Annotated in this window: 1 protein-coding gene; it reads left to right on the top strand. The window is 35.4% G+C overall.

Annotation, left to right across the window (positions count from 1 at the left end):
• Window positions 1–179: 179 nt before the first annotated feature.
• The coding region (locus V7659_RS08120) for a TcaA second domain-containing protein (RefSeq protein WP_420491712.1) at window positions 180–543 on the top strand (364 nt) is incomplete at its 3' end.

Here is a 543-nt window from a genome sequence, read left to right as displayed (position 1 = left end):
GTCATTTACTTAATTAAATACATATTAGATTGCTTTAAGGAGGTAATAGGTTAATTGATTTTAAGTTCTGTACGGAGTGTGGAACGAAGGTTCCAAAGCATTTTCGCGTCTGTTCAAATTGTGGAAAACAGTTTGCTAATGTTCAAGATAGCTATGATCAAAGACAGGATGGCATTGCAATGGGAGGAATCTCTTCTCCAAATTATCAAGAAACCACGGTAACCCCAGTAAATACACATTCTTTTAAAAAATCTTCCCGAACTAAGAAGGCATCTCTTATTATTGGGGGAATTCTTGCAATCTTTTTACTAGGTGGATATTATCTCGGGTCCACATTAACAAGTAAGCAAAAAGTGATTCAAAAATTTGACGAAGCATTAAAGGAAAAAGATGCGAGTATGCTTGTTGGAATTGTTGATTCGACAGATCCCAATATAAAGATTTCAGAGGAAAAATTATTCCCTTTCATATCGTACATAGAAGAAAATGCGCAGAATCCCACTTTTTCTGCATTAGAAAAAGCAGGTCTTGTGAACATCCATC

Source organism: Neobacillus drentensis, assembly GCF_036966985.1.
In the GTDB taxonomy this organism is placed as follows: Bacteria; Bacillota; Bacilli; order Bacillales; family Cytobacillaceae; genus Neobacillus; species Neobacillus drentensis_E.
Note: the sequence above shows the minus strand (reverse complement) of the source record. Positions and strands in the feature narration are given on the sequence as shown.